General features: G+C 32.3%; 23 protein-coding genes and 1 tRNA gene. 12 read left to right on the top strand and 12 right to left on the bottom strand.

The window, feature by feature from the left end; all coding sequences use genetic code 11:
- Positions 1 to 10: 10 nt before the first annotated feature.
- The 4 genes from KTB61_RS11565 to KTB61_RS11550 all read right to left on the bottom strand — a co-directional run bounded on the left by KTB61_RS11565 (position 11) and on the right by KTB61_RS11550 (position 4302).
- Positions 11 to 922, bottom strand: a complete 912-nt coding sequence (locus KTB61_RS11565; RefSeq protein ID WP_075759732.1) for a ParB/RepB/Spo0J family partition protein — start codon at positions 920 to 922, stop codon at positions 11 to 13.
- Positions 922 to 1692, bottom strand: coding sequence for a ParA family protein (locus tag KTB61_RS11560; protein ID WP_075759731.1), 771 nt, complete (start codon positions 1690 to 1692; stop codon positions 922 to 924). Before KTB61_RS11560 ends, KTB61_RS11565 begins: the two co-directional genes overlap by 1 nt.
- A gap of 156 nt (positions 1693 to 1848) precedes the next feature.
- Positions 1849 to 3534 (bottom strand): arginine--tRNA ligase, encoded by a 1686-nt coding sequence (gene argS, locus KTB61_RS11555; protein ID WP_216697560.1) that lies wholly within the window; start codon positions 3532 to 3534, stop codon positions 1849 to 1851.
- Between the two features lie 12 nt (positions 3535 to 3546).
- The gene (locus KTB61_RS11550; RefSeq protein WP_216697559.1) at positions 3547 to 4302 is read right to left on the bottom strand and encodes a hypothetical protein; all 756 of its coding nucleotides are present in this window, start codon (positions 4300 to 4302) and stop codon (positions 3547 to 3549) included.
- Between the two features lie 131 nt (positions 4303 to 4433).
- Here KTB61_RS11550 and KTB61_RS11545 point away from each other — a divergent pair, with 131 nt between their 5' ends.
- A complete protein-coding gene (locus KTB61_RS11545) occupies positions 4434 to 5384 on the top strand; it encodes an alpha/beta fold hydrolase (protein ID WP_075759728.1) in 951 nt (316 codons plus the stop codon).
- On the opposite strand, the gene rsmG is transcribed toward KTB61_RS11545, so the two are convergent.
- From rsmG to rpmH, 8 genes are read right to left on the bottom strand one after another with little or no spacing between them, the layout of a single operon-like run.
- On the bottom strand, positions 5381 to 6091 hold the full coding sequence (rsmG, locus tag KTB61_RS11540; protein ID WP_216697558.1) for a 16S rRNA (guanine(527)-N(7))-methyltransferase RsmG: 711 nt from the start codon (positions 6089 to 6091) through the stop codon (positions 5381 to 5383). The two genes, KTB61_RS11545 and rsmG, sit on opposite strands and share 4 nt — an antisense overlap.
- A gap of 3 nt (positions 6092 to 6094) precedes the next feature.
- Positions 6095 to 8014, bottom strand: coding sequence for a tRNA uridine-5-carboxymethylaminomethyl(34) synthesis enzyme MnmG (gene mnmG, locus KTB61_RS11535; protein ID WP_330656379.1), 1920 nt, complete (start codon positions 8012 to 8014; stop codon positions 6095 to 6097).
- Complete coding sequence (gene mnmE / locus KTB61_RS11530; protein ID WP_075759725.1) at positions 7980 to 9353, bottom strand: tRNA uridine-5-carboxymethylaminomethyl(34) synthesis GTPase MnmE; 1374 nt, start codon at positions 9351 to 9353, stop codon at positions 7980 to 7982. Before mnmE ends, mnmG begins: the two co-directional genes overlap by 35 nt.
- A gap of 47 nt (positions 9354 to 9400) precedes the next feature.
- Entirely contained in the window at positions 9401 to 10189 is a 789-nt protein-coding gene (gene jag / locus KTB61_RS11525) for an RNA-binding cell elongation regulator Jag/EloR (protein WP_075759724.1), read from the bottom strand.
- A 2-nt stretch (positions 10190 to 10191) separates the two neighbouring features.
- On the bottom strand, positions 10192 to 11196 hold the full coding sequence (locus KTB61_RS11520; protein WP_075759723.1) for a YidC/Oxa1 family membrane protein insertase: 1005 nt from the start codon (positions 11194 to 11196) through the stop codon (positions 10192 to 10194).
- Positions 11193 to 11435 carry a membrane protein insertion efficiency factor YidD gene (gene yidD, locus KTB61_RS11515; protein WP_075759722.1) on the bottom strand — a complete coding sequence of 81 codons (243 nt, stop codon included), beginning with the start codon at positions 11433 to 11435 and terminating at the stop codon, positions 11193 to 11195. The genes KTB61_RS11520 and yidD overlap by 4 nt, the downstream gene beginning before the upstream one ends.
- 6 nt (positions 11436 to 11441) lie before the next feature.
- Positions 11442 to 11783: a ribonuclease P protein component gene (rnpA, locus tag KTB61_RS11510; RefSeq protein ID WP_075759721.1), complete on the bottom strand. Its 342-nt coding sequence runs from the start codon at positions 11781 to 11783 to the stop codon at positions 11442 to 11444.
- 48 nt (positions 11784 to 11831) lie between these two features.
- A complete protein-coding gene (gene rpmH / locus KTB61_RS11505) occupies positions 11832 to 11966 on the bottom strand; it encodes a 50S ribosomal protein L34 (RefSeq protein WP_008392981.1) in 135 nt (44 codons plus the stop codon).
- 503 nt (positions 11967 to 12469) lie between these two features.
- Between rpmH and dnaA the strand changes: the two genes are divergently transcribed.
- The 11 genes from dnaA to KTB61_RS11450 all read left to right on the top strand — a co-directional run bounded on the left by dnaA (position 12470) and on the right by KTB61_RS11450 (position 25989).
- A complete protein-coding gene (gene dnaA / locus KTB61_RS11500; protein ID WP_216697557.1) occupies positions 12470 to 13801 on the top strand; it encodes a chromosomal replication initiator protein DnaA in 1332 nt (443 codons plus the stop codon).
- A gap of 269 nt (positions 13802 to 14070) precedes the next feature.
- Positions 14071 to 15174: a DNA polymerase III subunit beta gene (dnaN, locus tag KTB61_RS11495; RefSeq protein ID WP_075759719.1), complete on the top strand. Its 1104-nt coding sequence runs from the start codon at positions 14071 to 14073 to the stop codon at positions 15172 to 15174.
- 14 nt (positions 15175 to 15188) lie between these two features.
- On the top strand, positions 15189 to 15398 hold the full coding sequence (locus tag KTB61_RS11490; RefSeq protein ID WP_075759718.1) for an RNA-binding S4 domain-containing protein: 210 nt from the start codon (positions 15189 to 15191) through the stop codon (positions 15396 to 15398).
- 11 nt (positions 15399 to 15409) lie between these two features.
- Positions 15410 to 16495, top strand: a complete 1086-nt coding sequence (recF, locus tag KTB61_RS11485) for a DNA replication/repair protein RecF (protein WP_216697556.1) — start codon at positions 15410 to 15412, stop codon at positions 16493 to 16495.
- Positions 16496 to 16504: 9 nt separating this feature from the next.
- Positions 16505 to 18427, top strand: coding sequence for a DNA topoisomerase (ATP-hydrolyzing) subunit B (gyrB, locus tag KTB61_RS11480; RefSeq protein WP_075759716.1), 1923 nt, complete (start codon positions 16505 to 16507; stop codon positions 18425 to 18427).
- A 14-nt stretch (positions 18428 to 18441) separates the two neighbouring features.
- Positions 18442 to 20916 (top strand): DNA gyrase subunit A, encoded by a 2475-nt coding sequence (gyrA, locus tag KTB61_RS11475; RefSeq protein ID WP_216697555.1) that lies wholly within the window; start codon positions 18442 to 18444, stop codon positions 20914 to 20916.
- Positions 20917 to 21002: 86 nt separating this feature from the next.
- On the top strand, positions 21003 to 22715 hold the full coding sequence (locus KTB61_RS11470; RefSeq protein ID WP_216697554.1) for a vWA domain-containing protein: 1713 nt from the start codon (positions 21003 to 21005) through the stop codon (positions 22713 to 22715).
- 21 nt (positions 22716 to 22736) lie between these two features.
- Complete coding sequence (locus KTB61_RS11465) at positions 22737 to 23579, top strand: fumarate hydratase (protein WP_216697553.1); 843 nt, start codon at positions 22737 to 22739, stop codon at positions 23577 to 23579.
- Between the two features lie 12 nt (positions 23580 to 23591).
- Complete coding sequence (locus KTB61_RS11460) at positions 23592 to 24149, top strand: Fe-S-containing hydro-lyase (protein WP_075759711.1); 558 nt, start codon at positions 23592 to 23594, stop codon at positions 24147 to 24149.
- A gap of 87 nt (positions 24150 to 24236) precedes the next feature.
- The gene (gene xylB / locus KTB61_RS11455) at positions 24237 to 25706 is read left to right on the top strand and encodes a xylulokinase (protein WP_216697552.1); all 1470 of its coding nucleotides are present in this window, start codon (positions 24237 to 24239) and stop codon (positions 25704 to 25706) included.
- Positions 25707 to 25901: 195 nt separating this feature from the next.
- Positions 25902 to 25989, top strand: a tRNA-Ser gene (locus KTB61_RS11450).
- The last annotated feature ends 167 nt before the right edge of the window (positions 25990 to 26156 follow it).

Genomic DNA, 26156 nt, shown 5'->3' with positions numbered 1-26156 from the left:
TATGTTCCTCCTAAATTGATTTTATCATATCCACAATTCGCTCAAGCTCATCGCGGGAATAGTATTCTATTTCTATTTTTCCCTTATTATCCTTTTTATTTTTTATACTTACTTTACTTCCCAAAACCTGTTTCATTGCCTCTTCCAGATTTGTATATAAAAAACTATGTTCATTTTCTTTATTATTTTCTTTTTTCTTTTTCTCTGGCTTATTTAATTCTTTTACCAGCTTTTCAATATCTCTTACACTGAGTTTTTCATCAAAGACTTTCATTGCAATTTCATATTGCTGATTTACATCGTGAATAGCAAGTAATGCTCTTGCATGTCCTGTACTTATCATTTCATCTTCTAACATATTCTGTACTCTTTTATCAAGTTTTAAAAGCCTTAATGAATTAGTTATGGCTGCTCTGCTTTTACTTACTTTGGTTGCAACTTCGTCCTGTTTCAAATCAAACTCTTCCATTAGTTTTTTATATGCCAAAGCCTCCTCAATAGGACTCAAATCTTCTCTTTGAATGTTTTCTATTAATGCAATTTCTACAATCTCATTATCTGTAAAGTCTCTAATAATTACCGGAACTTCTTTTAATCCCGCCATTTTTGCAGCTCTCCAACGACGTTCTCCTGCAATTATTTCATAGAAATCATCTCTCTTTTTAACAAGTAATGGCTGCAGTACACCATATTGTTTAATTGAATCTGCTAATTCCTGCAGACTATCTTCATCAAATTGATTTCTAGGCTGATCAGGATTTGGTTCAATTTTATTAATTGATAATTGAATCTCCCCTTTTTCCGAAACAGTTTCAGATTCTTCTTTTTGTTTTACTGTTTTTTTAACATTATCATTCTCGATTGGCACACTTGGAATCAATGTATTAAGTCCTCTTCCCAGACCTTTTTTCTTTGCTGCCATTATTCTGCACCCCCGTTTTCAATTACTTCTTCTGCTAAAAATCCATAGCTTTCAGCTCCAACAGAGCGTGGATCATACAAATTAATTGGAAGTCCATGACTTGGTGCTTCTGCAAGACGCACATTTCTTGGAATGATTGTTTTATAGATTTTCTGATTCAAATAGGACTTAACATTTTCCACGACTTGCAGAGATAAATTTGTTCTGGCATCGTACATAGTAAATACTACTCCTTCAATTTTCAGTTGCGGATTCAAGCTTTTTTGAATCAGTTCAATTGTATAAATCAGCTGTGTCAAACCATCTAGAGCATAAAATTCACACTGTATAGGTACAATAACTGTATTAGCAGCTGTCATTGCATTTACTGTTAACATTCCAAGTGCCGGTGGACAATCAATGATAATAAAATCATATGAATCTTTAACATCTTTCAAATTATCTTTTAAAATATATTGCATTTTATCAACTGTCATTAACTCAATTTCTGCTCCTGCTAAATTTCTATTTGCAGGTAACAACGACAGATTTTCAAATATTTCTTCTCTAATGCATTCTTTAATAGAATATTCATCTGTTATGACTTCATATGTAGTTTTTTCCAATTCATTTTTGTCTAGTCCTAATCCACTGGTGGTATTTCCTTGTGGGTCCATATCTATAATTAGCGTTTTCTTACCTCTTTCTGCTAATGATGCCGAAAGATTCACTGCTGTTGTTGTTTTCCCAACTCCACCTTTTTGGTTAGCAATTGCAATAATTCTTCCCATGTTATTCTCCTTTTGAGATTTATTATAGCACTAATTTTTTTCCTTTTCTATATGTTTCACGTGAAACATTCCTAATTTTTTATTTTGTACAATTTACTTTTAGATAAAAAAAGAAGATAATGTTTCACGTGAAACATTATCTTCTTTAATTTTTCTTTACATTTGTTCAGGACATTGAATTCCTAATAACTCTAATCCATCTTTAATAACCTGTTTTGCAACAATTACTAATTTCACACGAGCTTTCATTAGATTTTCATCTTCTACATTACATTGATTTTCATGATAAAATCTATTAAATGCTTGAGCAACAGCCATTACATATCTGGATACTACAGATGGTTCCAAGCGTTCTGCCGCTGTCTTTACAATCTGAGGAAATCTTTCAATTTCTTTTAATAATGCAACAGAAGTATCATCAGTAACTAAAGATGCATCAATCTCTCCAACATCAGTAATACCTGTCTTTCGCAATACACTTGCAGCCCTTGCATAAGTATATTGTACGTATGGACATGTCTCACCATCAAAATTATGAATTTTTTCCCAGGTGAAAGTTACATCTTTAATTCTTTGATTATAAAGATCATTAAATATAATTGCACCTATACCAACTTTCTTTGCTACTTCATCTTTATTTTCTAAATCTGGGTTTTTCTGTTCAATGATTTCTTTAATTTTTGAAACTGATTCTTTCAGAATATCCTCAGCATAAACTATATTTCCACTACGGGTAGAAAGTTTACCACCTTCTAAGCTTACAAGACCATAAGGAACATGTATTAACTGATCCTTTGCCCATTCATATCCCATCAATTCAACAACTTTGAAAACCTGTGCAAAATGTAATTTTTGTTCCAAACCGGTAACATAAATACATTTATCAAAATTGTAAGTATTCTTACGATAAAAAATTGCTGCAAGATCTCTTGTTGCATAAATAGAACTACCATCCTTCTTTGTCACAAGACAAGGAGCCATATCATATTCATCAAGATCTACAATCATTGCTCCTTCACTTTCTTTCAAAAGTCCTTTTTCATCCAGTTCTTTTACAACTGCATTAGTCTTGTCTCTATAGAAACTCTCACCTGTATAATGATCAAAATCAACATTTAAAACATTATAAATTCTTTTATATTCAACTAAACTAATATCTTTGAACCATTCCCAAATAGAAAGGGCCTCCTGATCACCCTGTTCCATTTTGGCAAACCATTCTCTCGCCTGATCATTCAAAGAGTCATCCTCTTCTGCTTCTTTATGAAATTTTACATAAAGATCAAGTAATTCAGGAATTCCTTTTTCTTCGACAGCTTCTTTACTTCCCCACTTTTTATAAGCTACAATTAGTTTACCAAATTGAGTTCCCCAATCACCAAGATGATTAATTCTTTCCACATGATATCCAAGTTTATCAAAAATATGATAAAGTGAATTTCCTATAATTGTTGTTCTTAAATGTCCTACATGAAAATTCTTTGCAACATTAGGAGAAGAATAATCAATACAGATTGTTTTACCTTTTCCAATATCAGAAGCACCATAGTTCTCTCCAACTTTTCCTAAAACTTCTTTTACGTAGATTTCCTTATTAACAAAGAAATTAACATATGGTCCCATAGGAACAACCTTTGATAAATCTTTTGTAACTTCAATCTTTCCAGCGATTTCTTCAGCAATCATATTTGGAGCTTTTCTGAAAATCTTTGCCAGCTGAAAACAAGGAAAAGCAAAGTCTCCCATATCTTCTTTTGGTGGAATTTCCAAAATACCAGCAATTGTATCTTTATCCAATTCCTCAATTGCATCATCAATCAAATTAATAATCTTATTTTTCATAATATTCCCTTTCTATGACTCCATTAGAGCCTGTATTATTATTGAATTACTCTTCCATCTGATAACAGAATATTCTTTTGAAAGCTTTTCCTCCAAAATTCTTTTACTATTCTTAAAAACAGCAATATCTTTTGGCAATTTAGGCTTTATATCAAATTTTATTAATATTTTATATTTATCTATATATTTCTCGATATTAATTACATATACACCTGTCTCAAAAATCAGATAATCGATCAGCACCTGAAATCCTTTTAAAAAAGAAAAATTCATCAAAATCTCAGATGTATTGCCTGTTAAACTATTATTTATTCTTATTTCAGGATGAATCATTTTTACATGTTTAACTAATCTGTCAAAAGCCGGAATAAACGGAACTTTTTCATCTTCATCAGCAGTATAATCTGAATCCGCAACGAAATAATTTTCCTCTAGCCCCTGTAAATATTCTGATAAGATATTTATTTTATTATTAATCTCTTGTAGATTTTTTTCTTCTAACCGTATAGAATGGTCTATTTCAGATGTATCAATGAAATTGTTCTGATTTTCGTCTTCCTGATTAAAATCAAGTGGTGAAAAAATCTTACGGATACGATAGATTTTATTTCCGTCTTTAACAACATTTAATTTTTTATTTTTATCATCTTTATAAAAATTTAGTTTTGTACTAATTTTATCTTTTTCTATTTTAAGACAATTTACCTCATTTATCAGGTAATCATAAAGCTGATTAATCAAATGATCTTTATCTATTTTCTTTTCCATTCTATCACCACCTCTTATTTATCATATACGAAAAGCAGAAGAAATCAAAGTATTATTGTATCAAAACTTTATTTAGCATATAATAGTAATATAGACTATAAACTGGTACCCGATAAAGAAAGGAGCTACCTATGAAAAAATATAATAAACTAAAAAACATTACATTATTAGGAAGTCTGGCAGTTGCTGGAATTTATGCAATCAACCGCACAATAACTTTCATATGCAGTTTAAAAGATGCTCTTCCTTCTACAAACGAACATACTTATAAGTGGCGTTTTGGTAACATTTTTTATACTAAACACGGGAAAGGTTCTCCAATACTTTTAATCCACCATTTAAACAGTGGAAGTTCCGCTATGGAATATTATAAATTAATTGAACCTCTTTCTAAACATCATACAGTTTATGCCTTAGATTTGCTTGGATGTGGACGCTCTGAAAAACCCAAAATAACATATACAAGTTATATATATGTCCAGCTTATTAATGATTTTATTAAAGATATTATTCAGTCTAAAACTGATATTATTGCATCAGGAAAATCTGTTTCTTTAGTAATTCAGGCATGTAACATGGAAAAAGATAATTTTCATAAACTTTTGTTTATCAATCCTGAAAATATGGCTGTTTCCAAATATTTTCCAAATAAAAGAAAACAAATCTTAAAATATTTACTGGAATGTCCTATTATAGGTACTTTTACTTATAACCTTATTCAATCCATGCCTATGGTAGAAAAAAGATTTTATACTAAGTATTTTCAGTCACCAGCCAATATTAAAAGATATTATATTGATGCCTACTATCAGGCTGCACATTTATCTGGATCAAATGCAAAATACTTGTATGCAAGTTTAAAATCAGATTATCTAAACAGCAATCTTATTACATCTTTAAAGAATATCAATCAAAGTATGTATATTGCAATCAGTTCAAATCTGCCTGATGCACAAAATACGCTGGATCAGTATCAGATATTGAATCCATCCATTGAAAGCAGCTTTTTGAACAATACAAAACATCTTCCTTCATTGGAGGATCCTGAAAGTGTATACAATATCTGCAGAATATTTTTCTAACAAATAGGTTCTTTTGAAGGCAATCCCGCTTTTCTAGGAAAGCGTTTTGGGGTTGCCTTTCTTTTCTTTATCTTTAAAATCGTTCTTTTCATATCTGTATTAGGTATTTCAAACGAAATGATATCTTCCAATTTTCCACCCAGAACAGAAATTGCTTTTTCTGCATTTTTTACCTCATCCTGAATCTCTCCAGATTTATATGGACAGAAATACCCATTTTCTTTGGCATAAGGAATACAATATTCTGATAACACAGCTAAATTAGCAACTGCACGGGATACCACAAAATCAAAACTTTCTCTATAATCTTTTTGTTTTGCAAAATCTTCCGCTCTTCCGTGAATTGCAGAAATTTTCTCCAGTGACAGTTCCTCAATAACTTCATTTAAAAACCGAACTCTTTTATTTAAAGAATCAAGTAATACAATATCCAGTTCTGGAAATGCAATTTTTAATGGAATTCCAGGAAATCCTGCTCCTGTACCTAAATCCAGCATTTTTTTTCCTGATAAATCAAATTTCATCTTTACAAATGCCAGACTATCTACAAAATGTTTATCAATTACTTCCTCTTTTTCTGTTATAGCTGTCAAATTCATTACTTTATTTTTTTCTATGAGCATTTCATAATATTTTTCAAATTGAAAAATCTGATCATCTGTTAAAGCAATTCCCATATCTAATGCTTTTTGTTTTAATCTCTCCATTATCTATCTCCTATGATTCATCTGCTCAAGATAAATTAACAATACAGAAATATCAGCTGGTGAAACTCCTGATATTCTGGATGCCTGTCCAATAGATGCAGGACGAATCTTAGACAGTTTCTGCTTTGCTTCTATTCTAAGGCTTCCAACCTCATTATAATTTATATCATCAGGAATTCTTCTTTTTTCCATTTTTTTAAATTGTCTTACCTGAGATAATTGTCGTTTAATATATCCTTCATATTTAATATTAATATTTACCTGTTCTTGAACCTGAATATCTAAATCAGGGCGATCTTTATCAATTGGAGCAAGATCCATATAGGTTAATTCTGGTCTTCTTACAAGTTCTGCCATAGTTGCTGCAGATTTTAAAGTTGAACTTCCAAGCTGCTCCAGTAATTTCTGAACATCTTTTGAAGCTCCAACCGTAAGACCTTCTATTCTTTTCATTTCCTCTTCAATCTGCTTTTCCTTTATTAAAAGATTTTCATATCTTTCATCTTCTATCAATCCTATTTCATGACCGATTTTTGTTAATCTCAAATCTGCATTATCCTGTCTTAAAAGAAGTCTGTATTCTGCTCTGGAAGTCATCATTCTATAAGGCTCTGAAGTTTCTTTTGTTACAAGATCATCAATCAGTACTCCAATATATGCCTGGGATCGATCTAATACTACAGGTTCTTTATTTTGAAGTTTTCTTGCTGCATTAATTCCCGCCATAAGTCCCTGTGCAGCGGCTTCCTCATAGCCTGAGCTTCCATTAAACTGTCCGCCACTAAATAATCCCTGAATATTTTTGAATTCCAAAGAAGGTTTTAACTGTGTGGCATCAATACAATCATATTCAATTGCATATGCATTGCGAACAATTTTAGCATTTTCCAAACCAGGCACACTATGATACATCTGATACTGAACATCCTCTGGCAGGGAACTGGACATTCCACCTACATACATTTCATTGGTGAATTCTCCTTCTGGTTCAATGAATACTTGATGCCTGTTTTTATCTGGAAATTTTACAACCTTATCCTCAATAGACGGACAATATCTTGGGCCTGTTCCCTCAATTGCTCCAGAAAACAACGGAGATCTATGTATATTCTCATTTATAATCTTATGTGTTTCTTCTGTAGTATAAGTTAACCAGCAGGAAATCTGATCTCTTTTTATATCTTCTTCACGATTTGTAAAGCTAAAAGGTACAATTTTTTCATCTCCCAGCTGTTCAGACATTTTACTAAAATCAATAGAGTTTTTATCAATTCTCGCTGGTGTACCTGTCTTAAACCTTCTCATGGAAATACCATTCTCTTTTAATGAGTCAGTAAGATAATTTGCTGCCTGAAGTCCATTAGGTCCAGTATAATTACTTACATCTCCATAAATACATCTGGCTTTTAAATAAGTTCCTGTTGTTAATATAACTGCTCTTCCATGATATACAGCACCGGAATAAGTTTTTATTCCTTTAATTATTCCATCTTCTACAATGATTTCTGTTACTTCACCCTGTCTGACAGTCAGATTTGGAGTATTTCCCATAATCTGAGTCATAGACATAGAATACATTTTTTTATCAGCCTGGGCTCTTAAAGAATGAACCGCAGGTCCTTTTGACTGATTAAGCATTTTAGACTGAAGATATGTTTTATCAATATTTTTACCCATTTCTCCGCCTAATGCATCAATTTCACGAACAAGATGCCCCTTGGAACTTCCTCCAATATTCGGATTACATGGCATAAGCGCAATACTATCCATACTAACGGTAAAACATATAGTCTTAAATCCCATTCTTGCAGCTGCAAGTGCAGCCTCACATCCGGCATGTCCTGCTCCAACTACTATAATATCATATTGTTCTTCTAAATTATTCATATTATTTACCCATACAAAATTCTGCAAATATTTCATTAACAAGGTCTTCCCCTACAGACTCTCCCGTAATATAACCCAATTGTTCATAAGCATCCATCAGGTCAATAGAAAAGAAATCTTCAGGCATATTATCTTCAATACTTTTTAACACTAGTTTTAAACTATCCAAGGCATTGGAAACCGCATTTTTGTGACGCATATTCGTAATATATATTTCATCATTAAAAGACACATTTCCATTAAAAAACATTTGATTGATTTTTTCATAAAGCTGCTCCATTCCTGTACGCTCTCGTGCAGAGATAACAACGATATGCTCAAAACCTCGTTCTTTCAAATATTTTTCACTTACAACAGATTCTAAATCTGCCTTATTTAATAAAACAATAACCTGTTTATCTTTGATCAGCTCAATTATTTCCTGATCTTCAGCAGATATTGGTGTAGAACTATCCACAACATATAATACCAAATCAGCTTTTTTTAACAATTCTTTTGCTTTATCCACACCTATTTTTTCAACAAAATCTTCTGTTTCTCTGATTCCCGCAGTATCTATAATATTAAGAGGTATTCCATTAATCTGAATAGATTCCTCTAAAGTATCTCTGGTAGTACCTGCAATATCGGTTACAATTGCTCGTTCTTCTCCTAACAATACATTTAATACTGAAGATTTTCCTGCATTAGGTTTTCCAACAATTACAGTCTGAATACCTTCTTTTAATATTCTTCCATTATCTGCATTTTTCAAATATTCATTTAATTCACCAGAAATATGTTCTACCTGTAATTTTAATTCATCTGAAAAGCCATCAACAGAATAATGCTCCGGATCATCCAGCGCTGATTCAATAAAAGCAACACTATGGATAATTTCTTTTCTCAGTAAATTAATTTTTTCACCTAAAACACCATCTAACTGTTTTAAAGAACTAGTCATGGCAAATTCATTTCGAGAATGAATTAAATCCATAACAGCTTCCGCTTTTGATAAATCAATTCTTCCATTTAAAAATGCTCTTTTGGTAAACTCACCTGGTTCTGCCGGTCTTGCTCCTGCTTTTATGACAGCCTCCAGTATTTTTTTCATTACAATGACACCACCATGGCAATTTATTTCTACCACATCTTCTGTCGTATAGGAATGAGGTGCCTTCATAATAAGTACTATACACTCATCCAGCATCATCTCATTATCAAAAATATGACCATAATGTGCTGTATAAGTTGGAACTTCCTTTATTTTTTTATCTTTTTTTGGTTTAAATATTTTCTCAATAATATTCAATGCTTCATTACCACTGATTCTAATAATACCTATTCCACTATTGGTCATTGGCGTAGCAATTGCTGCAATCGTATCTGACTTCATATCTTTTACCTCAAAAAAGGCTGCCTTAACTAAGGCAGCCTGAATTTCTATTTTTTCAACATAACAACAACTTTACGATAAGGATCTTTACCTTCACTCTTTGTGACTACATATGGATCTTTTTGCAATGCAGAATGAATAATTCTTCTTTCATTTGGATTCATTGGCTCTAAGTAAATAGGTTTTTTATTTTTCTTTACCTTATAAGCAATGCTTCCTGCAAGCTTTTCTAAAGTCTGCTGTCTTCTTTCTCTATAATTTTCTGTATCAAGTTTTATTTTAATAAAAGAATCGCTTTCTTTATTAACGAACAAACTTGTTAAATACTGAAGTGCATCTAAAGTCTGTCCATGTTTTCCAATTAATGCACCCATCTTTTCTCCAGACACATTAATATTCAAAACATTATCTCTTCTATTATAATACAGATTCAATTTAGGCTCTAATCCCATAGCTCTTAATACTTCATCGAGATATTTTTCTGTATTATTTACAATTTCATCAAGATTCTCCGGAGCTTTATTTTTCTTTGTTTCCTTAACAGGAGCTGCTTCTTTTACTTTATTGGCAGTCTTTTTATTTGCTGATTTCTTTTCAGTTTTTACATTATCCTGCTTTTTTTCTACTTTCTTTTTAGTTTTATTGGAAACTGCTGACTTCTTTTCAGCTTTTTCTATAATTTCAATAATTACAGGTTTTTTAAATAATCCTAAAAAACCATTGCTTCCTGGATCAATGACTTTATAATCAAGGTCGGTACTTGGAATTCCCAATTCCATAGCGGCATTTATTACTGCATCAGATTCAGTTTTCCCAGTAAATTGTTTTACTGACATTATTATTTACCTCCCTTATTTTTTCTATTAGCATTTGCTTTTGAAGCAATTCCTCCTTTTGTATTTCCACTGTAATCAAAATTCTTTGTTGATTTAGCACTTGCACCTTTTTTAATAGATGCACCGCTTGGCTGGTCAGATGCAGCTCCTGCACCTAACATTTTTTCATATAAAGAAGGACCTTTTTTCTTTTTCTTTTTAGCAGCCTTTGCACGGCTCTTTTCAATAATTTTGTCCATATCAGCATGATCATAATAATAATTAAAAGCAATCTGCTGAATCCACTGGAATAAAGCACTTGCAGCCCAGTAAATACCTAACGCAGCCGGAAGTGTAATACACATAAAGAAAGACATTAAAGGCATTGTGTACATCATACTCTTTGTCATACCTGCACCAGGTGTGCTATCATCCATCTGTGAATTTGACATAGATGTTTTTGCACTCAAAAACTGAAATACAAATGATAAAACAGGAACGATCATCATAATACTTAATCTAAATCCTGGAGTTTCCTGAATATTAAGTCCTGGAACAATTTCATAAACACTTTTTCCAATAGTTGCCACATCTTTAGAAATCTGTGGTATATAGACTTCTACTGCACGAATAACATAGTACAAAGCCATGATAATCGGAAACTGAATAAATGTTGTTAAACATCCGCCTGTAGGACTTGTTCCATATTTTTCATAGACCTTCTGCATCTCTTCCTGCTGTTTCATCATAGATGCCTGATCTTTTTTATTTCTATACTTCTTTGTAATCTTATTCATTTCAGGCTGAGCAATCTGGTTAATTTTCATTGAACGCTGCTGCTTCATAGTTAATGGTAATAAAATTAATTTAGAAATTAATGTAAATAAAATAATACACAAACCTACATTATGAATTCCTACTGCAGCTAAACCATGATAGATTCCTTCAATTACCCATCCAAATACTCTGACAATTGGATATAAAATTCCTCCATTGCCCACATTCTGAGCCTGTGACAATAACATCATTTTTCGTACCTTTTTCCTTTCCTGACTTCCGGAACAGGATCATATCCGCCTTTGGAGAATGGATTACATCTCAAAATTCTGTAAATAGAAAGCAGACTTCCTTTAATAACTCCATGCTTTTCCAGGGCTTCAATAGCATATTCCGAACAAGTTGGAACATAAATACATGTTCCTCTTCCCTTTAATCTAGATAAATACTTTCTGTAAAATCTAATAAAAGAAATTAAAATTTTTTTCAACTATACTCAACTCTTTTTTATTAAATGATGCAAATCTGCTAAATGCAAAAATGCACTTTCCATAGTATAATAGCCTATATCTTTAGTGTTATTTCTTGCAATTACCACCAAGTCGTAATTTTTCTTTAATTTTTTCTCATTTAAACGATAACTTTCACGAATTAATCGTGTTACACGATGTCTTACTACACTATTCCCAACTTTTTTACTTACTGATATTCCTAATCTGCTATATTCCAAATCATTTTCTATATAATACATCACAAGATACTTATTAGCCTTGGATTTTCTACTATTATAGACTTTTTGGAATTCCTTTGTCTTACTTAATGAATGATAATTTTTCATATTCTCTTCCTTATTAATAGAGAAAAGAAAAGGTCACATCTCTGCGACCTAAGCTGATAATCTATTTCTTCCTTTTGCTCTTCTGCTTTTAAGAACTTTTCTTCCATTAGCAGTGCTCATTCTTTTTCTAAATCCATGAACCTTAGATCTCTGTCTTTTCTTTGGCTGAAATGTCATTTTCATCTGCAAACACCTCCTTACAAATTTTTCTGATTATATATATGAATAATATATTCGTAAAAACATCGTTTCTATTATATCCAAATACATACCTTAAAGTCAAGCAAATAATTGCTTTTTTTAAGATAAATAGGTACTTTCATAGATATTGTGGGTATATATAATGTTATCCACAATTTGTGGGTAACTTGTGCATAACTTGGTGATAAAATGTTAATATCAATTACATATTATCTGATTTTCCTCTGTTTTTCCACATTTTTCGTTATGTTAATACTGTGGAGCAAGTTATCCACACACTGTTATTAACTTTCCTTTTTCTTCCTGATAAGTAACAAACAAAAGTTGAAAAAAAAGTTTTTTTGTTATACTATAAATATAGTGCACTCATATACCCTCGTGGACTATGTCTACCCATTACGAGGAATTCTTTATAAAAAAATTCTTCGAAAAAAGGGAAAAGAGTACAATTTTTAAAACTACGTAGAAAGGGATTTACTTTATTCATGAAAAATAACATTGAAAAAATCTGGGATGATGTATTAATAAAGCTGGAACAAGAGCATGATGTTTCCAGTGCAGCAATTAATGCCTGGATTAAACCACTTCATATTAAAGATGTTCAAGATAATAATATTATACTTTCATTGGATGCTAAATATGATGAAAGAGGTATCCAGTTTATTAAAAAGAAAATGTATGATTTTTATATATCTTTAGCAATTCAGGACCTTACAGGAACAAAATACGATATTTCTTTTGAACTGGAAAAAGAGGAGGCTCAGGAAAAAATCTCGAAAAAAGAGCCTGTTCAGGATAATAATAATTTAAATCCCCGTTATACTTTTGATACATTTGTTATTGGAGATAATAATCAGATGGCCCATGCTGCCAGTATTGCAGTTGCGGAAGCTCCAGCAGAAGCATACAATCCTCTCTTCCTTTATGGAGGTGCCGGATTAGGTAAAACCCATCTGATGCATTCTATTGCCCATTACATTATTGAACACAACAAACAGCTGAATGTATTATATGTAACCAGTGAAGATTTTACCAATGAAGTTATTAATTCCATTCAGCATAAAAAACAGGAAGAACTAAGAAACAAATATCGTAATATCGATGTCCTACTGGTCGATGATATTCAATTTATTATAGGAAAAGAAAGTACCCAGCAGGAATTTTTCCATACATTTAATGCATTGTATAATGCTAATAAACAGATTATTCTTTCATCTGATAAACCGCCGAAAGAACTGGATGTATTGGAAGAAAGACTGAGAAGCCGATTCAGCTGGGGGCTTCAGGTTGATATTCAGCCACCAAATTATGAAACAAAAGTTGCAATATTAAGAAAAAGAGCAGAATTAGACCATTTACACATCGATGATGAAATATTTGATTACGTTGCTACACATATTAAATCTAATATTCGTGATCTTGAAGGGGCTCTTAACAAAATTAAAGTATATTCAAGACTGAATAAACAGCCAATTAATCTTGAATTATCTAAAATAGCACTACAGGATTTAATTGATAGTAAAAATAAGAAGAAAATTACTCCGGAATTAATTCTACAGACAGTTGCTGAACATTTTAACATACAAACAGATGATATTATTTCCAAAAAGAGAAGCCATGATATTGCATATCCAAGACAGATCTGTATGTATTTATGTAAAAAACAGACTGATGCTTCCCTTGTTAAAATTGGAGAAATTATAGGAAAAAGAGATCATTCTACTGTAATTCATGGAGTAGAGAAAATTGAAAAAGATCTAAAAAATGATCCTCAATTGGAAAGCGTTATTAATGTAATCCTTAAAAAAATGGAATAAAATTATTTAACAGGATAGTTATCCACAAAATCTGTGGATAACTTGTGGATATCCTGTGTATTTATTATTTTTTAATATTTTCCAATGTTGATAATTTTCTGATTATCCTCTGTTTTTCAGAGTTTTTTTCACATTTTATCAACCCTTAAAAGCTTTATGTTTAGCGGTTTTTTAAGGTTATCCCCAAATCCACACCTACTACGACTATTACTACGAATTTTATTTATTTATTTAAGCCAACTTCACACCGAAAGGAGTTATTCACATTTATGAAGATTATATGTAATAAGAACCATCTTGTTCATGGAGTCAGTATTGTTTCAAAAGCTGTTTCCAATAAAACAACATTACCAATACTTGAATGTATTTTAATAGAGGCAAGTGCTGGAACTATTACTTTAACAGCCAATGACATGGAACTTGGAATTGAAACTACTATAGAAGGAACTATACTTGAACAAGGAAAAATTGCATTGGATGCCAAACTTTTTTCAGAAATTGTTCGTAAACTTCCAGATAATGATATTACTATTGAAACAAATAAAGATTTTAAAGCAACAATTACCTGTGAAAAGGCTTGTTTCCAGATTATGGGACAGGAAGGAAATGAATTTCCTTATCTTCCTGAAATAGAAAGAGAAAAAAGTATCACTTTATCACAATATTCTTTAAAAGAAATAATTCGTCAGACAATTTTTTCTATTTCAGATAATGAAAATACAAAATTGATGACTGGAGAACTGTTTGAAGTTAAGGATAATAAGCTAAGCGTTGTATCCCTGGATGGTCATAGAATATCCATTCGTAATATTCAGCTAAAGGAAAGCTATGATTCTTTCAAGGTTGTCGTTCCTGGAAAGACACTTCAGGAGATTGTTAAAATTATATCAGGCGAAACAGAAGAAGAAGTTACCATATATGTTACATCTAAGCATATTTTATTTGAATTTGATAATACAAAAGTTGTTTCAAGACTTTTGGAAGGGGAATATTATAAAATAAGCCAGATGCTCTCAAGTGATTATGAAACAAAAATCAGAATTAACAAGAAAGAATTTTTGAGCTGTATTGACAGAGCAAGTCTTTTAATAAGAGAATCTGATAAAAAACCTATTATAATTAATATTACGGATAATTCACTTCAATTAAATATTTCTTCTTTCTTTGGAACTATGGAAGAAAGTATTATGATCACAAAAGAAGGAAGAGATTTATTAATAGGGTTTAATCCAAAATTCCTGATGGATGTATTAAGAGTTATTGACGATGAAGAGATTAATATTTATCTTGTAAATCCAAAAGCTCCTTGTTTCATTAAGGATGATGCAGGAAGTTACACTTATCTGATACTTCCGGTAAATTTTAATCATTAGGAGAAGATATTGTTATGAATGAAATAAAATTAAAAGGTGAATATATTAAGCTTGGACAGGCTCTTAAAGCAGCGGGACTTGTTGGTTCAGGCATAGATGCTAAAATCGTGATACAAGAAGGAGAAGTTCTTCTCAATGGAGAAGTGGAAACCAGACGAGGAAAAAAATTGTTTGGAGGAGAAGTCATTTCTTTTAATGGTGAAGAAATAAATATTATTAAGTAGTTGGGTGAATTATGTATATAAAATCATTGGAATTAAAGAATTATAGAAATTATGAAAATCTTTCCATTGATTTTGCAAATGGGACGAATCTTTTGTATGGAGATAACGCTCAGGGTAAAACAAATATTCTGGAGGCTGTTTATCTTGGAGCCACTACAAAATCTCACAGAGGAAGCAAGGACAGGGAAATTATAAGATTTAAAGAAAATGAATCTCACATAAGAATGCATTATGAAAAGCAGGATATTATGCATCAGCTGGATATGCATTTGAAAAGGAGCAAGGCTAAGGGTGTCGCCATTGATAAAATACCTATCCGTAAATCAAGTGATCTGCTTGGACAGATTCCGATTATATTTTTTTCTCCGGAAGATTTGAAAATAATTAAAAACGGACCAAGTGAAAGAAGAAAGTTTCTGGATATTGAATTATCCCAGCTGGAAAGTTTATATTTATATCATTTGTCAAAATATAATAAAATATTAGTTCAAAGAAATAATTTGCTGAAACAGATTAATTTTCAGAAGAGTTTAATTGATACTTTAGAAGCCTGGGATATACAGCTTGTAAAATATGGTTCTGAAATTGTTCGGTATAGAGAGGCTTTTATTAAACATTTAAATGTTATTATTAAGGAAATTCATGGAAAACTTACCGGAAATAAAGAAGAAATCAGACTGGAATATGATAATAACGTAAATTATGATGAATTTCTGACAGAACTTATAAAAAAAAGAAATATTGATTTAAAATATTCTACTACAACAGTGGGTCCCCACAGGGATGATATTAGCTTTATCGTTAATGATATCGATATAAGAAAATATGGATCGCAGGGACAACAGAGAACAGCAGCATTATCATTAAAGCTTGCGCAGATTCAGTTGGTAAAAGAGGTAATGAAAGATTCGCCTGTTTTATTATTAGATGATGTTCTGTCAGAACTTGACAGTCATCGTAAAAAGTATTTACTGGAAAGTATTAAAGATACACAGACCATGATAACCTGTACAGGTTTAGATGAATTTATTGATAAACATCTGCCAATTCAGCGTATGTTTCAAATTAGAGCAGGAAAAATCGTTAAACAAAATTAGGAGGAAGCTATGGGTACACAAAAACAGGGTGAATATGGTGCAGACCAAATACAAATATTGGAAGGCTTAGAAGCAGTTAGAAAAAGGCCGGGAATGTATATTGGAAGTACTTCTGAAAAAGGGCTTCACCATCTGGTATATGAAATCGTTGATAATGCGGTGGATGAATCATTGGCTGGATATTGTGATACTATCCATGTGACTCTAAATAAAGATGGATCTGTAACCGTGTTAGACAATGGTCGAGGTATTCCGGTAGGCATCAATAAGAAAAAAGGCGTATCTAGTGTTGAAGTCGTATTTACAATACTTCATGCCGGAGGAAAATTTGGAGGCGGAGGATATAAAGTATCAGGAGGTCTCCATGGTGTAGGATCATCTGTAGTAAATGCATTATCACAATGGCTGGAAGTAAAAGTATATGAGAATGGACATATTTATCAACAGCGTTATGAGAGAGGAAAAGTTTGTTATCCTTTGAAAGAAATAGGAGATACAGATAAGACCGGAACTCAGGTAACATTTATGCCTGATGATACAATTTTTGAGACGGTGGATTTTGATTATAAAACTTTAAAAAGAAGATTACGCGAAACTGCTTTTTTAACAAAAAATCTTAAAATTATTTTAATTGACGAGAGAGAAGATGAGAGAGTTGCGGAAACATTCCATTATGAAGGTGGAATTAAAGAATTTGTAGAATATCTTAATAAAGGGAAAGAAAGCCTTTATGAAGATGTTATTTATTGTGAAGGCGAAAAAGATGGAGTGTATGTAGAGGTTGCACTTCAGCATAATGATTCCTATAATGAGAATTCTCTAAGTTTTGTAAATAATATTATTACTCCGGAAGGTGGAACCCATTTATCTGGTTTTAAGACTGCTCTTACATCCTCATTTAATGATTATGCAAGAAAAAATAATCTGTTAAAAGAAAAAGAAGATAATCTGTCAGGTGAGGATATTAGAGAGGGATTGACTTCTGTTATCAGTGTAAAAATTGGTGAACCTCAGTTTGAAGGACAGACAAAACAGAAATTAGGTAATAGTGAGGCCAGAGGAGCAGTAAATAGTGTAGTTTCCAGTCAGCTGACATATTTTCTTGAGCAGAATCCTGCTGTGGCAAAAGTTATTTGTGAAAAGGCAGTACTGGCACAAAGAGCTAGAGATGCAGCAAGAAAAGCAAGAGACTTAACTAGAAGAAAAACAGCATTGGATGGAATGAGTCTTCCTGGAAAACTTGCTGATTGTTCTGATAAGAATCCGGAAAATTGTGAAATTTATATTGTCGAAGGAGATTCCGCAGGAGGTTCAGCAAAGACTGCTCGTTCCCGTGCGACACAGGCAATTCTCCCGTTGAGAGGTAAAATTTTAAATGTTGAAAAGGCAAGATTGGATAAAATTCTTGTTAATAAAGAAATTCAGGCAATGATTACAGCATTTGGAACAGGAATTCATGATGATTTCGATATAAGCAAGCTGCGTTATCATAAAATAATTATTATGACAGATGCCGATGTGGATGGTGCACATATTGCTACATTGCTTTTAACATTTTTATATCGGTTTATGCCGGAACTAATAAAACAGGGATATGTATATCTGGCACAGCCACCTTTATACAGAATTGAAAAAAATAAAAAGTTCTGGTATGCATATAGTGATGAGGAATTAAATAATATTCTCACAGACATTGGAAGAGATAATAACAATAAAATTCAGCGTTATAAAGGTCTTGGAGAGATGGATGCAGAACAGCTTTGGGATACAACTATGGATCCGGAAAAGAGAATTTTATTAAGAGTTAATCTTGATGAAGATTCTGCTTCTGAAATAGATTTGACATTTACTACACTAATGGGAGATCAGGTCGAACCTAGAAGAGAATTTATTGAAGCAAACGCAAAATATGTTAAGAATCTAGATATTTAGGAAGGAAGAAGATAATGGACGAAAATACAATTTTTGATAAGGTTCATGATATTGATCTTAAAGAGACCATGGAAAATTCTTATATAGATTATGCCATGAGCGTTATTGCTTCCAGGGCCCTTCCAGATGTACGAGATGGTTTGAAACCAGTACAGAGAAGAATCCTTTATGCAATGATAGAATTAAACAACGGTCCGGATAAGCCACATCGTAAATGTGCACGTATCGTCGGTGATGCCATGGGTAAATATCATCCTCATGGAGACAGTTCAATTTATGGTGCGCTGGTTAATATGGCACAGGAATGGTCTACCAGATATCCATTAGTAGATGGACATGGAAATTTTGGTTCTGTAGATGGAGATGGCGCTGCAGCAATGCGTTATACAGAAGCAAGATTAAGTAAAATTTCCATGGAACTTCTGGCAGATATAAATAAAAATACAGTAGATTTTGTGCCGAATTTTGACGAGACAGAAAAGGAACCTTCCGTTCTTCCATCTCGTTTTCCAAATCTTCTGGTGAATGGAACACAGGGAATAGCAGTAGGTATGGCGACTAATATTCCTCCTCATAATCTGACAGAAGTTATTAATGCAGTTATTAAAATTATTGATGATAAAGTAACTGAAAATAGAGTTACAACCATGGAAGAACTTTTAGAAATAGTAAAAGGTCCTGATTTTCCAACAGGAGCAACTATTCTTGGTCGTGGAGGAATAAATGAAGCATATCGGACAGGACGCGGAAAAATAAAAGTACGTGCTGTAACAGATATTGAGGCTATGGCCAATGGAAAACAGAGAATTATAGTTACAGAACTTCCTTATATGGTAAATAAGGCAAGATTAATTGAGAAAATTGCAAGTCTTGTAAGAGAGAAGAAAATAGAAGGAATTACTGAACTTCGAGATGAATCAGATAGAAGTGGTATGAGAATATGTATTGAGTTAAAGAGAGATGCAAATGCTAATGTCATTTTAAATCAATTATATAAGCATACCCAGCTTCAGGATACTTTTGGGGTTATCATGCTGGCATTGGTAAATAATGAACCCAAAATATTGAATCTTTTTGAGATGCTTAATTATTATTTAAAGCATCAGGAAGATGTTGTAACCAGAAGAACAAAATATGAGTTGAATAAAGCAGAAGAAAGAGCTCATATATTGGAAGGTCTGCTGATTGCACAGGATCATATTGATGAAGTTATAAAAATTATTCGTGAGGCAGCTAATATTCAGGCTGCAAAGCTTGAATTAATGGAACGTTTCGGATTAACAGATGCTCAGGCTCAGGCAATAGTAGATATGCGTCTGAGAGCATTAAATGGTTTGGAACGTGCCAAATTGGAAAAAGAATATCATGAATTAATGGAGCGTATTAAAGAATTAAAAGCAATTCTTGCAGATGAAAAGATTCTTCTTGGAGTTATCAAAGATGAGCTTATCTTAATTCGTAATAAATATGGTGATGAAAGAAAAACACAAATTGGATTTGATGTAGATGATATTTCCATAGAAGATCTGATTCCTAGAGAAAATACTGTAATTACCATGACAAAACTTGGTTATATTAAGAGAATGACAGTGGATAATTTTAAGAGTCAGAATCGTGGTGGTAAAGGTATTAAAGGAATGCAGACCATTGATGAAGACTATATTGAAGAGTTATTTATGACAACGACTCATCATTACATTATGTTCTTTACCAATATGGGAAGAGTATATCGTCTGAAAGCATATGAAATTCCGGAGAGCAGCCGTACAGCAAGAGGAAGCGCAATTGTAAATCTACTTCAGCTACAGTCAGGAGAGAAAATCACAGCTGTGATTCCAATTGAAAAATATGAAGATGGAAAATATTTAATGATGGCTACAAAACATGGTATCGTTAAAAAGTCATCTATTATGGATTACTCTAATATAAGAAAAACAGGGTTGGCTGCTATTACATTAAAAGATGATGATCAGTTGATTGAAGTAAAATTCACAGATGATCATAAAGATGTCTTTCTTGTTACAAAAAATGGACAATGTATCAGATTTAATGAAAAAGATGTACGTTGTATTGGACGTACTTCTATGGGGGTACGTGGAATTAATCTTACAGGAGATGATGAGGTTATCGGCATGCAGCTTGATACTCAGGGAGAAGCACTATTGATCGTATCTGAAAATGGTATGGGTAAGAGAACTATGATGGATGAATTTGTTTCTCAGCATCGTGGTGGAAAAGGTGTTAAATGCTATAAGATTACAGAAAAGACAGGTGATGTTGTAGGCGTAAAAGCTGTAAATGACGATAACGAAATCATGATGATAACAACAGAAGGAGTTATTATTAGAACAAGAGTGGGAAGTATATCAGTTCTTGGAAGAAATACTTCAGGAGTTAAGGTAATGAATGTCAATGAAAATGTTAAAGTTGCAAGTATTGCCAAGGTAAGAAAAGAAGAAGTCCAGGAAGAATTATCTGAAGAAGAATAATTTATAGAAAATCAGAGCATAGATTGATTGTCTGTGCTCTGATTTCGTTATATAATAGTGTTAATAGATAATAGGGAGGAGAATGTATGGGAAAAAAGAAAATTACAGGTATTCTTGTAGTAATAGCATTATCTGTTATCGGTATCTTTGTATTTCAGAGAAATCATAAAATCCATGCTATGGAAAAGAAATTTGAAGAAAGTCAGGAACGTTTTAATAATTATTACTTAAATAATAATGATGGAGAATATAAAAGACTTTTGGCAAATTTTGAATATGCTATTTCAAGAAAAAATATTGATGGAGCAAAGACTGCACAAAAGGAGCTGGATGAATTTGAAAAGGAGATTGTAAAAGAGAATAAAACAGATGCAGATAATGATTTAAAAAAATTAAAAGAAAGTGATACATCTAAAGCTTTTGACAATGAACTAAAATCAATCGAAAATTATGAAAAGCAAATGCAGAAATATATTGATGATAATCGATTTAAAAATGCCAGAAAAGTGAAAATAAAATGGGAAAAATTATTAGCATCTATTCAGATTGAATACGATAATTTAGCTATTCAGGTTGTTCAGGTTGATACATCACAGTATCCAAAGGTAAAAATTTATCTGGATATCAGAGATAAAACAACAGATAAGGTGCCTTCCGGATTGAAAAAGCAATATTTTTATCTGAAAGAAAAAACAGGAAGCAAAAATTTTGAAAGACAGACTATTATAAAAGCATCTCAGCTGGATCAGAAAGAAGCCCTAAATATTAATATGGTTGCTGATGTGAGTGCCAGCATGAATGGGTCTCCAATGTTAAAAGCGAAAAATATTATGCAGACTTTCTTGAATAGTGTTCAGTTTTCTATTGGAGATCAGGTTGAATTAACAACATTTTCTACAGGAGTTCAGACAGCAGTTTCATTTACAAAAGATAAAACGACTCTTGATGAAAAAATACAGAATCTTACAACAGATAATATGACAAGTTTATATGATGCATTGTTTGCAGCTGTTAATACAACAGCAGTTCAAAATGGGGCAAAATGTGTTGTTGCTTTTACAGATGGTGCAGATAATTACAGCTATTGTAAACCAGAGGATGTTATAGAAATTGCAAAAAAATATAAAATTCCGGTTTTTATCATTGGAATAGGAAGTACCATAAAAACATATGATGTACAGAGAATATGCACTGAAACAGGCGGATTTTATCGTAGTATCGATAATATCGATAATATGGCTGAAATTTATAATGAAATTTATAGACAACAGAAGGAATTATATTTAGTTGAATATAAAGTAAGTAATAGCGAAAATAAAACAGACCTTCGTAATCTTATGGTAGAGTATCAGGATCGAAAGATAGGTGGAAAACAATATTCTTCTTATAAACCAGATACATTAATGTCAGCTTCTGCTTCAACCAGTGGATTGTCTGAGCCTGAAAAAATGATGCATAATTACTTAAATGCTTTTATCAAGGCAATTAATGAACATAATTTCTCTTATATTGAAAAATATATGGTGAAAGATGGGCCGGTTTATAAAGAAAACAAAGAATATATTAAAAAAGACATTACTGAAGAATTATTATCTTATAATTTCTTAAAAGTAAGTTATCCATCAAAAAATACTTGTATCATTCATATGCAGGAAACTTATAAAATTCAAAATCAAAAAGAACCTCTTCATATGAGAACTATTGATAGTTATTATAAACTTATGAAGAACAGTAATGGAGAATGGCAGGTACATTCTTATCCAAAAGACATGACTGTTGTGAAAAAAATAAAATATTAAATAAAATAGTTGGAGGGCAACATGAGAACAATTCATACAGATGAAATTATTAAAAATGTCAGAGAGATGTGTATTGAAGCTAATTTATCTTTGACAGATGATATGCAATGCAGATTTCAAAAGGCATATGAAAATGAAAAAAGTCCTCTTGGAAAGCAGATTTTAGGACAACTTCAGGAAAATATGGAAATTGCAAAAGAAGATGCAACTCCCATTTGCCAGGATACAGGAATGGCAATTGTATTTTTAAATGTTGGACAAGATCTCCATATTGAAGGATTGCCTTTGAAAGATGCAGTAAATGAAGGGGTACGTCAGGGATATAAAGAAGGTTATCTTAGAAAATCAGTTGTAAAAGATCCTTTGATCAGAGAAAATACAAAAGATAATACACCGGCTATTATACATATTGATATCGTTCCAGGAGAAAATCTGGAAATACTGGTTGCTCCAAAAGGTTTTGGAAGTGAAAATATGAGCAGGATTTTTATGTTAAAACCTGCAGATGGTGAGGAAGGAATAAAGAAATCTGTTATAGAGGCTGTAAGGGATGCAGGTCCAAATGCATGTCCGCCTATGGTCATAGGTGTAGGTCTTGGAGGAAGTTTTGAAAAGGCAGCTTTTCTTGCTAAAAAAGCATTAACAAGAAATCTGGATCAGCCTTCCGCAAAGGAGCATATAGCTAAACTGGAAAAGGAATTATTAGAAGAAATTAATCAGTTGGGAATCGGTCCTGGAGGATTGGGAGGAAATACAACGGCATTAGGACTTAACATTGAAACATATCCAACACATATCGCGGGAATGCCCCTTGCAGTGAATATATGTTGTCATGTGAATCGTCATTCTCATAGGGTTTTGTAAGGAGGAACAATTATGGAAAAGCATTTAAATGTGCCGGCAGCAGAGGAAGAATTACAAAATTTAAATTCTGGAGATTATGTGTATTTATCAGGAACCATATATACAGCAAGAGATGCTGCTCATAAAAGAATGTTTGATTCTCTGAATAATAACGAGGATATACCAGTATCTTTAGAAAATCAGTTTGTTTATTATTTGGGACCAACTCCGGCAAAAGAGGGTCAGGTAATTGGATCGGCAGGCCCGACAACCAGTAGCAGAATGGATAAGTATACGCCAACTATGCTGGAACAGGGATTAAAAGGAATGATTGGTAAAGGAAAAAGATCACCTGAGGTTATTGATTCTATTGTAAAAAATAAAGCGGTTTATTTCGCAGCAGTTGGTGGTGCAGGTGCACTTCTTTCTAAATGTATAAAAGATTCAGAAGTTATTGCCTATGACGATCTTGGTACAGAAGCAATTCGTAAACTGAGAGTAGAAGACTTTCCTGTAATTGTTGTAATCGATAGTCATGGACATAATTTGTATGAAACAGCAGTGGAAGAATTTAAAAAAATGAATAATTAAAGAAAAGGGTATGAGGCATAAGAAAAAAGGTGTTTCATACCCTTTTAAACATAAAGTAGTAATATTTTATAGAACGGAGGAAATTATATGTTGTATATTGGGGCAGATTTAGGTACATCGGCATTAAAGCTTTTATTAATGGATGGTTCAGGTGAAATCAAAAAAATTGTATCAAAAGAATATCCGATTTATTTTCCAAATCCAGGATGGTCAGAACAAAATCCACAAGACTGGTGGAATGCTTTTGTGGATGGAATGAAAGAATTAACAAGTGATTGTGGACAAAATGATATTGGCGGCATTAGTTTTGGTGGACAGATGCATGGTCTGGTAATTCTTGATAAGAATGATAAAGTCATACGACCGGCATTATTATGGAATGATGGAAGAACGTATAAAGAATGTGATTATTTGAATCAGGAGATTGGACAGGAAAAGCTATCCCAATATACAGCAAATATTTCTTTTACTGGATTTACCGCTCCTAAAATTTTATGGGTAAGAAATAATGAACCAGAGAATTTCAAAAAAATAGATAAAATAATGTTGCCGAAAGATTATATTGCTTACAAGTTATCAGGAGTATTTTGTACAGATGTATCAGATGCTTCGGGAATGCTGTTGTTTGATGTAGAGAATAAATGCTGGTCTGAAGAAATGATGAATATATGTCATGTAAAAAAAGAACAGCTGGCTACAGTTTATGAAAGTTATCAGGTAGTAGGTAAAATTAAGCCGGAAATAGCAGATATGATAGGTATTTCACATGAAGTGAAGATAATAGCAGGTGCTGGTGATAATGCAGCCGCCGCAGTTGGTACAGGGACTGTTGGTGATGGAAAATGTAATATTTCGCTTGGAACATCAGGAACAGTATTTATTTCAAGTAAAAAATTTGGAGTGGATAAGAATAATGCACTTCACTCATTTGCACATGCTGATGGTAATTATCATTTAATGGGATGTATGTTAAGTGCTGCATCTTGTAATATGTGGTGGATGGATAATATAATAGGGACAAAAGAATATAAAGAGGAACAGAAGAAAATAGAAAATTTAGGAGAAAATCATGTATTCTTTCTTCCGTATCTTATGGGTGAACGTTCACCACATAATGATCCGGATGCAAGAGGTACTTTTATAGGTATGACAATGGATACAACAAGAGCAGATATGACACAGGCAGTTTTAGAAGGTGTTGCTTTTGCAATTAGAGATTCATTTGAAGTTGCAAAATCTCTTGGAATTAAAATCAATAGGACCAGAATATGTGGAGGAGGAGCCAAAAGTCAATTATGGAAAAAAATTGTAGCCAATGTACTAAATATAAAAGTAGATAGTATAGAAAGTGAAGAAGGACCAGGTTATGGTGGTGCAATGCTGGCAGCGGTAGGATGTGGAGAATTTAAAAATGTAGAAGAAGCTGCTGAAAAACTGGTACAAGTAGTGGATACAGTTGAACCTGATGAAAAACTGGCAAAAAAATATGAAGAAAAATATCAGATATTTAAAGAAATCTATCCTACAGTGAAAAATCTGTTTAAAAAATTAAAATAAATAAAAGAAGAAATAAGTAATATTATATATACCATATAATGGATGAAGAGAGCATAATTATCTATATATAGTTAATGCTCTCTTTTTTGAAAAAATAAATTAAAAATCTATTGACAAAACATCTTGGTTTTGTTAAGATATTCAAGCGTCATAAATGACGTAATGCAATAAAATATTTTTAATGTTTAGGCATTTGCAGAAGTACTCAAGTGGCTGAAGAGGTGCCCCTGCTAAGGGTATAGACCGTTTACGCGGTGCGAGGGTTCAAATCCCTCCTTCTGCGTTATTAAATCTTTCCAAAAGAAAGATTTAATTTTTTTAAAAAAGGTATTGACATATTTGAGAAAATGCAGTATACTATAATAGTTGTGTCTTTTACAAGACGAAAACACATCATCTTTTAAATAAGAAAAAAATAAAAAAGTTCTTGACAAACAGGAACAAAGATGA

The sequence above is a fragment of the Anaerostipes faecalis genome, from assembly GCF_018982945.1.
Classification (GTDB): Bacteria; Bacillota; Clostridia; order Lachnospirales; family Lachnospiraceae; genus Anaerostipes; species Anaerostipes faecalis.
Note: the sequence above shows the minus strand (reverse complement) of the source record. Positions and strands in the feature narration are given on the sequence as shown.

What these genes read in the sequence shown, in the direction of transcription:
- KTB61_RS11565 (WP_075759732.1), bottom strand. Translation starts at nt 922, where the DNA reads ATGGCAGCAAAGAAAAAAGGTCTGGGAAGAGGACTTAATACATTGATT.
- KTB61_RS11560 (WP_075759731.1), bottom strand. Translation starts at nt 1,692, where the DNA reads ATGGGAAGAATTATTGCAATTGCTAACCAAAAAGGTGGAGTTGGGAAA.
- argS (WP_216697560.1), bottom strand. Translation starts at nt 3,534, where the DNA reads ATGAAAAATAAGATTATTAATTTGATTGATGATGCAATTGAGGAATTG.
- KTB61_RS11550 (WP_216697559.1), bottom strand. Translation starts at nt 4,302, where the DNA reads ATGGAAAAGAAAATAGATAAAGATCATTTGATTAATCAGCTTTATGAT.
- KTB61_RS11545 (WP_075759728.1), top strand. Translation starts at nt 4,434, where the DNA reads ATGAAAAAATATAATAAACTAAAAAACATTACATTATTAGGAAGTCTG.
- rsmG (WP_216697558.1), bottom strand. Translation starts at nt 6,091, where the DNA reads ATGGAGAGATTAAAACAAAAAGCATTAGATATGGGAATTGCTTTAACA.
- mnmG (WP_330656379.1), bottom strand. Translation starts at nt 8,014, where the DNA reads ATGAAATATTTGCAGAATTTTGTATGGGTAAATAATATGAATAATTTA.
- mnmE (WP_075759725.1), bottom strand. Translation starts at nt 9,353, where the DNA reads ATGAAGTCAGATACGATTGCAGCAATTGCTACGCCAATGACCAATAGT.
- jag (WP_075759724.1), bottom strand. Translation starts at nt 10,189, where the DNA reads ATGTCAGTAAAACAATTTACTGGGAAAACTGAATCTGATGCAGTAATA.
- KTB61_RS11520 (WP_075759723.1), bottom strand. Translation starts at nt 11,196, where the DNA reads ATGATGTTATTGTCACAGGCTCAGAATGTGGGCAATGGAGGAATTTTA.
- rnpA (WP_075759721.1), bottom strand. Translation starts at nt 11,783, where the DNA reads ATGAAAAATTATCATTCATTAAGTAAGACAAAGGAATTCCAAAAAGTC.
- rpmH (WP_008392981.1), bottom strand. Translation starts at nt 11,966, where the DNA reads ATGAAAATGACATTTCAGCCAAAGAAAAGACAGAGATCTAAGGTTCAT.
- dnaA (WP_216697557.1), top strand. Translation starts at nt 12,470, where the DNA reads ATGAAAAATAACATTGAAAAAATCTGGGATGATGTATTAATAAAGCTG.
- dnaN (WP_075759719.1), top strand. Translation starts at nt 14,071, where the DNA reads ATGAAGATTATATGTAATAAGAACCATCTTGTTCATGGAGTCAGTATT.
- KTB61_RS11490 (WP_075759718.1), top strand. Translation starts at nt 15,189, where the DNA reads ATGAATGAAATAAAATTAAAAGGTGAATATATTAAGCTTGGACAGGCT.
- recF (WP_216697556.1), top strand. Translation starts at nt 15,410, where the DNA reads ATGTATATAAAATCATTGGAATTAAAGAATTATAGAAATTATGAAAAT.
- gyrB (WP_075759716.1), top strand. Translation starts at nt 16,505, where the DNA reads ATGGGTACACAAAAACAGGGTGAATATGGTGCAGACCAAATACAAATA.
- gyrA (WP_216697555.1), top strand. Translation starts at nt 18,442, where the DNA reads ATGGACGAAAATACAATTTTTGATAAGGTTCATGATATTGATCTTAAA.
- KTB61_RS11470 (WP_216697554.1), top strand. Translation starts at nt 21,003, where the DNA reads ATGGGAAAAAAGAAAATTACAGGTATTCTTGTAGTAATAGCATTATCT.
- KTB61_RS11465 (WP_216697553.1), top strand. Translation starts at nt 22,737, where the DNA reads ATGAGAACAATTCATACAGATGAAATTATTAAAAATGTCAGAGAGATG.
- KTB61_RS11460 (WP_075759711.1), top strand. Translation starts at nt 23,592, where the DNA reads ATGGAAAAGCATTTAAATGTGCCGGCAGCAGAGGAAGAATTACAAAAT.
- xylB (WP_216697552.1), top strand. Translation starts at nt 24,237, where the DNA reads ATGTTGTATATTGGGGCAGATTTAGGTACATCGGCATTAAAGCTTTTA.